6 protein-coding genes are annotated in these 7,266 nt (G+C 70.5%); 3 read left to right on the top strand and 3 right to left on the bottom strand.

The features are described 5' to 3' along the window. Nucleotides 1-315, top strand: a 315-nt coding sequence (locus tag GX015_RS02365; protein ID WP_291342499.1) for an LOG family protein, incomplete at its 5' end; no start/stop codon positions are given. A gap of 276 nt (nt 316-591) precedes the next feature. Here GX015_RS02365 and GX015_RS02360 read toward each other — a convergent pair. The 3 genes from GX015_RS02360 to GX015_RS02350 all read right to left on the bottom strand — a co-directional run bounded on the left by GX015_RS02360 (nt 592) and on the right by GX015_RS02350 (nt 3,679). Next, entirely contained in the window at nt 592-2,046 is a 1,455-nt protein-coding gene (locus tag GX015_RS02360; protein WP_291342498.1) for a glycoside hydrolase family 25 protein, read from the bottom strand. 155 nt (nt 2,047-2,201) lie between these two features. Further along, the gene (locus GX015_RS02355; RefSeq protein ID WP_291342496.1) at nt 2,202-3,074 is read right to left on the bottom strand and encodes a PrsW family intramembrane metalloprotease; all 873 of its coding nucleotides are present in this window, start codon (nt 3,072-3,074) and stop codon (nt 2,202-2,204) included. Then, entirely contained in the window at nt 3,071-3,679 is a 609-nt protein-coding gene (locus tag GX015_RS02350; protein WP_291342494.1) for a hypothetical protein, read from the bottom strand. The genes GX015_RS02355 and GX015_RS02350 overlap by 4 nt, the downstream gene beginning before the upstream one ends. Before the next feature lie 111 nt (nt 3,680-3,790). Here GX015_RS02350 and GX015_RS02345 point away from each other — a divergent pair, with 111 nt between their 5' ends. Together GX015_RS02345 and GX015_RS02340 are read left to right on the top strand one after the other, a co-directional pair. Then, nucleotides 3,791-5,818, top strand: coding sequence for a M13-type metalloendopeptidase (locus tag GX015_RS02345; RefSeq protein WP_291342493.1), 2,028 nt, complete (start codon nt 3,791-3,793; stop codon nt 5,816-5,818). A gap of 259 nt (nt 5,819-6,077) precedes the next feature. Further along, on the top strand, nt 6,078-7,013 hold the full coding sequence (locus GX015_RS02340) for a sugar-binding transcriptional regulator (protein WP_291342492.1): 936 nt from the start codon (nt 6,078-6,080) through the stop codon (nt 7,011-7,013). Nucleotides 7,014-7,266: the final 253 nt, after the last annotated feature.

The following is a 7,266-nucleotide window of genomic DNA, read 5'->3' as shown; positions in this document are numbered from 1 at the left end:
GTGGACACGATGGCGCAGCGCAAGGACCGGATGTACGCGCTCGGCGACGCGTTCATCGCGCTGCCCGGCGGCGCCGGCACGCTGGAGGAATTCTTCGAGGTGTGGACGCGCCAGCACATCGGCATCCACCAGCAGCCCGTCGCGTTGGTCGGGCCGGGCGGGTTCTGGCGGCCGCTGGTGGCGCTGATCGAATCGCTCGTCGACGGCGGCCTGATCCAGCGCAAGCACCTGGATTCGCTCATCGTCGTGGAGGATCCCGCCGAGCTGCTGCCGGCGCTGTGCACGTGGCGGGCGCCCGGCACGAAGTGGGGATGACCATGCGGGCGTGATCGTGCGGCACCATCACCGCACGCGAACGCACCGCCGGGGCCCCTTCCCCAGGGCCCCGACGGCGCGTCGGTGATGCGGTGATGCGGTGATGCGGTGACTCGATCGAACGGTAATGCGGCGAACTGGTGACGCATCGGCCGCCGCCGACCGGGATCCCTTCCCCAGGACCCCGATGACGGGCGGTGTTCGGGTGGGCGCGGGCCGTCGTAAAGCGGACCCTGCCCGACGGACCGGCCGAACCCGCCGACCCGAGATGCGCCTTTAGCGCGAGGCGCCGGCCAGCAGCGCGACCAGGTCGGAGTACGTGGCCAGCTTGATGGCCTGATCCGGATCGAACGACGACCCCTCGCCGGCGGTGGCATCGTCGCCGCCGATGGTGTCTCCGGCCTTGTCGGCCTGGCCGGCCTCGTCGGCGGTCGGGGCGTTCTCGCCGATCTCCTCCAGCTGGCCCTCGGGGACGTTGCCCGATTCGATGGCCTGCTTCAGGAAGGCGATGAGCGTGTCGATCTGCTCCTTGTCCAGCCCCGCGGCTTCGGCGGCCTCGCGGACGGCGGCGATGCTCTCGCTGAAGTCGGCGTCGTCGGAACCGGCCTTGATGGCCTCGATGATCGCGTCGACCAGCTCGGACGTGGCCAGCGGGGACTCGGGCGCGGTGGTGTCGCCGCCGATCGTCTCGGGGGCGTCGTCTCCGGTCGCGGCGTCATTGCCGGTGCCGCCGGTGTTCGCGCCATTGCCCGTGCCGGTGCCGGTGCCGTTGCCGGTGCCGCCGGTCGCGGCGTCATCGCCGAGGCTGCCGGCGCCGATGGCCGCGCGGCCGGTCGGCGGGGAGACGGCGTCGGCGGAGACGTCGGTGTCGTCCTCGGCCTGGGCGCGCTGGGCGCCGGCGGCCTCCGCGTTGGTCTTCGGGGTGTCGGCGGTGCCCTTGACGGCGGGGGTGTCGCCGCCGGCGATGCCGTTGAGCTGCGATTCCGTGCCGTTGAAGGTGTTCAGGTCCACCGGGGTGGAGATGCCGGGCACGGTGCCGGTGCTGGAGCGCTGCCAGAACAGCGCCTCGTTCCAGCCGCCGGGGATGTCCGTCGGCGGCTGGTCCTGGTACGCGGCGAGCCACAGCGGGTAGCCGTTGAGGCCGTCGGTGTCGCCCATCTTGGTGACCCAGAACCAGCGGTAGGTGTAGATCATCGGCATCTTGCCGGACTTCAGCTCGAGTCGCTCGAGGAAGGTGGCGGCCCACTTCTCCAGGGCGGCGGGGGTCATGCCGGCGTCGAGTTCGAGGTCGAGGACGGGCGGCAGGGTCTTCGCGTTCGCGGGCTGCAGCTTCAGGGCCTGGGCGTAGGCGTCGGCCTGGACGACGGCGTCGCGGTCGGGGTGCGCCTTGTGGTAGCTGCCGATGATCAGGCCGGCGTCGTGGGCGGCCTTGGAGTCTTCGGCGAAGAAGGGGCTCAGGCCTTCCTTGCCGTCGGTGGCCTTGATGAAGGCGAACTTTTCGCCGGAGGCGGCCACCTTGTTCCAGTCGAGCTTGACGCCGCCGGGGCGCTGCCACTTGGAGACGTCGATGCCGGTCGGGGAAGTCACGGTGAAGGCCTCGGCCGGGGCGGGCGCCAGGACGCCCAGCGCCATGGGCAGGGCGGCGGCGAGGGCGACGATCGCGCCTGCGCGGCCGCGGCGGGCTCCCGAGCGCGGCCGGGACTTGGGGAAGGTCACGGTGCGGAGGTTCATGACTCGCAACTATACGGCACTCACGCCCCTTTAGTCACACTAGTAACACGAGTAACAAACCCCTCCCCGTATATGCGCTGGGGTTTTCCTTCACTCCACCGAGCTTCACGACGCCGCCGTGCCTTTCGGCGCCGATGTTTTGCGAAGGCACTGCTTTACGACGCCACCGCGGAACCTCTGCGGAGCACGGAGTCCGGCTGCAGCAGATGATCCAACTGCCGCGCCAGCTTTTTCGCGACGAGCCAGCACCCGATCAACGCCGTCAGATACAACGGCCACATCACGGCGATGGGCCACGCGCCCCAGCCACTCGGCCACGAGTAGTTCCACAGGAAGTGCATGAGGAATGCGGCGAACGGGCCACCGAGGCCGAGCGTCCAGCGGGCGGGCGTCGTCAAGCGGGGATGCAGCAGCGCCATGCCGACGCCGAGCCCCGCCACCGCCGAGAAGAAGACGTGCAGGCCGGGGCCGGCGACCGCGCGGACGAACCACATGAACAGCAGGCCGTCGACGTCGGAGTTGGCGTCGTCGAGCGCGCCGGCGGCGCCGTACTGGACGGTTTCGATGAGCTCGAAGCCCAGACCCACGAAGATGCCTACCAGCAGGCCGTCCCACGGTCGGCTCCACAGGCGCGGCAGGGCCAGCAAGATCAGGGCGATGCCCAGCGACTTGCCGACTTCCTCCGGCCACGCGCCCGCCAGCGACGCCTCGGCGGCTTCCCAACCGACGGCTGTGGCGATGGTGGTCATCGATTCGCCCGCGACGAGGATGAACGTGAAGGATCCCAGCGCTCCCCAGGCCAGCGCGAGCAGCGGCCACGCGCCGGCGGGGCGCCAGAGGGCCGAGCGAGACAGGGGCCACCACACGATGCCGATGACGGCCGCCGAAATCAGCGTGCCGAACAGCAGCGACAGCGGCGTGACCCGGCCGAACGCGAAGAGCGTCACGGCATTGACGGCCGCGCCCGCCGCGATGATCGGGACCAGGACCAGGAAGGCCCAGCGGATTTGGGAGGTGCGGTCGATCATTGGCCCTCGTTCTTTCGCACATCGGCGAGGATCGTCGCGGTGGCGTCGTCGACGTCCTCCGCGTCGCCGGAGACGATGGCGACGAGACCGCGGGCGCCTTCGGCGGAGCCGGCGGCCGCCCCCTCCTCGCCGAGCACGATCACCTGGTGCGTGACGCCGTCAAAGCTGGTCACGGGCGTGCCCGACCACGCGAGCAGGCCCGGGGCCCGCGGCGTCTCGGCGGCGCGCATCTCCGGGGCGGGCGAATCCGAAAACGTCTTCGCGCGGATGGCGCGCACCCCGAAGCGGGGCAGGTCCTCCACGCCCTCGGCCGAGCGCGTCTCGATGGTCACGTCGCCGCAGGTGAATTCATGGGCGCCCACGGTCAACGAGGTGGCGCGGTCGCAGTCGGGGGCGCCGTCCCGGACGTCGAAAAGCGCGCTGTAGGAGGCGTCTTCGCCGCCGAGGGTGACCGTGCGGACGGTTTCGAGGACCTCCGCCTCCTCGCCCTTGGCGGTGGACAACCCGGCGGCCAGCGCAACGGGTGCGAGCGTGGCGGCCAGCGCGACGGCGCTCACCAGCGCCACCGGGCGGCGCGGGGTGCCGCTGAATCGGCTCTGCTTCATCCGCCCATGATGCCACGCCGCGCCCCAGAATTGACCACCGTTCAGGCACGAAACTTACCGGTCGCGGCGCTTTCGAACACCCGATCCGGCCCCGTCCCTACACTGGGCCGCATGACAGACGAGAACGCGACCGCCGCCAGCCCGACCCCCTCCCCCGCCGACGACCTGTACCGCCACGTCAATGGCGAATGGATCGACTCGCACGTCATTCCCGCCGACCGCGCGGTCGACGGCGCCTTCCACAAGCTGCGCGAGGAATCGGAGGAGGCCGTCCGCGCGATCGTCGAGGACGCGCCGGAGGATTCGCGCATCGGGAAGCTCTACGGGGCGTTCATGGACGAGGCGGCGATCGAGGACGCCGGCATCGACGCGCTGGCGCCGGACATCGCCGAGCTCGACGTCGACGACCGCGACGACCTCGCAGAGGCGCTGGGCCGGCTCGACCGCACCGGCGTCACCGGCCCGGCGGCGTTCTGGGTGGAAAAGGACTCCACCTCGGATGTGGCGATGCTCTACCTCGTCCAGTCCGGCCTGGGCCTGCCGGACGAGGCCTACTATCGCGAGGAATCCCACGCCGAGACGCTGGCCGCCTACCGCGAGCACGTCGAGTCCATGCTGCAGCTGCTGGAGGATTCGACGGTGTCGGCCGGCAACTTCGAGGGCTTCGACGGCCTCGATTCCTTCCCGCTGCACGACCTCGCCGACGCCGCCCGCCGCATCGTCGACTTCGAGAAGGAGCTGGCGTCCGGCCATTGGGACGTCGTGGCCAGCCGCGACGCCGTGCGCACCTACAACCTCACCGACATGACCGCCCTGCCCGCCGGCTACCCGTGGGCGCGCTGGTTCGCGCAGATGGGCGTCGGCGCGGAGGTCGGCGCGGGGGCGGGCGCGGAATCGGACGCTTCTGCCGGGGTCGAGCGGATCGTCGTCATGCAGCCGTCCTACCTGGAGCACCTGGCGACGCTGTGGCGCGACACCGGCCTGGAGGACCTGCGGCTGTGGGCGCTGTGGCGCGTGCTGCGGGCCCGGGCGCCGTACCTGGGCGCGGCGTTCGTGGAGCAGAATTTCGAGTTCTACGGCAAGACCCTGTCCGGCGCCGAGGAGCTGCGGGCGCGGTGGAAGCGCGGCGTCGGCCTGGTCGAGGGAGCGCTGGGCCAGGAAGTGGGCAAGGAGTACGTCGCCCGCCACTTCCCGCCGACCCACAAGGAGCGGATGCTCGAGCTGGTCGACTACCTCATCGAGGCGTACCGCGAGCGCATCACCGACCTCGACTGGATGACGCCCGACACCCGTGAGCGCGCGCTGGAGAAGCTCGGCCAGTTCAAGGCGAAGATCGGATACCCCGACAAGTGGCGGAGCTACGAGGGCCTGGAGCTGACGGGCACTTTGCTTGACGACGTCCGCGCCGCCTCCGCATTCGGCCACGACTACGAGGTGGCGAAACTGGGCAAGCCGGCGGACCGCGACGAGTGGTTCGCCACGCCGCAGACCGTCAACGCGTTCTACAACCCCGTGGTCAACGACATCACGTTCCCCGCGGCGATCCTGCAGCCCCCGTTCTTCGATCCCGAGGCCGACGCCGCCGAGAACTTCGGCGCGATCGGCGCGGTCATCGGCCACGAGATCGGGCACGGCTTCGACGATCAGGGCTCGCAGTACGACGGTCACGGCAACCTCAACCAGTGGTGGACCGACGCCGACCGCGCGGCGTTCGAGGGACTGACCGACAAGCTGGTCGAGCAGTTCGACGGGCTGGTGCCCACCGGCCTGCGCGAGCGCGGCGAAACCGGCGTCGGCGTCAACGGCAAGTTCACCCTCGGCGAGAACATCGGCGACCTCGGCGGCCTGGGCATCGCGGTGGTGGCGTACCGCCGTTGGCTCGCCGACCAGGGGCGCGAGACGTCCGTGGAGAAGGACCCGGAGGCGTACCGCGGCCTGTTCCTGTCGTGGGCGCTGGTGTGGCGCACCGCCATCCGCCCCGAAATGAGCCGCCAGTACCTGGCCATCGACCCGCACTCGCCGGCGGAGTTCCGCTGCAACGTCATCGTCACCGACATCGACGAGTTCCACGCCGCCTTCGACGTCAAACCCGGCGACGGCATGTGGCGCGACCCCGCGGAGCGCGTGACCATCTGGTAGCCGGCGGCGCGACCCTGCGCGGCGAGGGCCGTCCACGCGGAGCGGGCGGCCGGGCCTGGCGCTCGGGCAGGCGCGGCACGGTCTTCACATTCGTTCCCGCGCCCCGGCAACCCTCCACGGAGCCACCGTTTTCCACCCTCCACCCGAACGGTTTACAATTGTTCGGGAGAGTTGCCGGCGGGGGCGCCGGGGCGTCGTAAAGCAAACAACGGCCCCACCGCCGACCCGGCACCACCCGCCCGGCCGAGGAGGAGGACCCGTGGACGCCCGCGACGTGCAGGCCCTGGCGGCCGTCAAGCTGTACTACGGCGAAGGGCTGACGCAATCTGACGTGGCCAAGGAGCTCGGGGTGTCGCGGCCGACCGTGTCCAAGCTGCTGACGCTCGGGCGCGAACGCGGATACGTGTCCATCACCATCCACGACCCGCGCGAAGAAGCGTCCGAAGCCGGCGCCCGCCTGCGCGACCGGTACGGGCTCGCCGACGTGCGCCTCGCCCAGCCCGCGCGGCCCGGGTCCGACGTGCTGCTGCGCGAACTCGGGCGGATCGGCGCGGAACTGCTCGACGAACTCGTCGTCGACGGCACCATGCTCGGCGTGTCCTGGGGGCGCACCATGTTCGCCGTGTCGCGGCAGCTGAAGCGCAAGGACGTGCAGGGCGTCGAGATCATCCAGCTCAAGGGCGGGATGAGCCACCCCGACAAGTCGACCAACGACATCCGCACCATCGGCGGATTCTGCTCCGCGTTCGGGGCGTTCGCGCGGACGCTGCCGCTGCCGGTGATCTTCGATTCCGTGGAGACCAAGCGAATCGTCGAGCAGGACCGGCACATCGCCCACATCCTGCAGCTGGGGCGGGAAGTCGACATTGCGCTGTTCACGGTCGGCAGCATCGTGGCGGATTCGCTGGCGCTGAACCTGGGGCAGCTTTCCGACGGCGAACGCGACCGCCTGCTCGAGCGCGCCGTCGGAGATGCGTGCTCGCGGTTCTACCGGGCCGACGGCGGGGTGGCGTTGCCCGAGGTCGACGCGCGGACCGTGGGGATTACCCTGGCGGACCTGCGGCGCGTGCCCACGAGGGTGCTGGTCGCCGGCGGTTCCGACAAGACCGAGGCGATCGAGACGGCGCTGCGCACCGGCCTGGCCACGCATGTCGTCATCGACGAGGCGACCGCGGCGAGGGTGCTGGAGGTTTAGCGCGGCGCGTCCCCACCTCGCGCCCGCCGCGTCTGGGGTGGTTCGTCGGCCCCTCCCCGCAGGTACACGTCGAATGGACAGATACATGCGGCAGAACACGTGTACCTGTCATATGACGTGTACCTGCAGAGCAATTCACACGGGGCACCGTGGATCTTCCGCGGACCTTCCGCGTGGTGGCCATTGGCGACACCCCACTGCGGCGCCTCGGCCAATCCAACGTGGCCCCCTTGCCCCATCGGCCACAGGTGCC

This window comes from Corynebacterium sp. (assembly GCF_012837295.1).
Taxonomy (GTDB): Bacteria; Actinomycetota; Actinomycetes; order Mycobacteriales; family Mycobacteriaceae; genus Corynebacterium.
The sequence above is the reverse complement of the archived record's forward strand: the minus strand, read 5'-3'. Positions and strand labels throughout refer to the sequence as shown.

Excerpts from the sequence above, each read along its gene's own strand:
- GX015_RS02360 (WP_291342498.1), bottom strand. The coding sequence starts at position 2,046 with ATGAACCTCCGCACCGTGACCTTCCCCAAGTCCCGGCCGCGCTCGGGA.
- GX015_RS02355 (WP_291342496.1), bottom strand. The coding sequence starts at position 3,074 with ATGATCGACCGCACCTCCCAAATCCGCTGGGCCTTCCTGGTCCTGGTC.
- GX015_RS02350 (WP_291342494.1), bottom strand. The coding sequence starts at position 3,679 with ATGAAGCAGAGCCGATTCAGCGGCACCCCGCGCCGCCCGGTGGCGCTG.
- GX015_RS02345 (WP_291342493.1), top strand. The coding sequence starts at position 3,791 with ATGACAGACGAGAACGCGACCGCCGCCAGCCCGACCCCCTCCCCCGCC.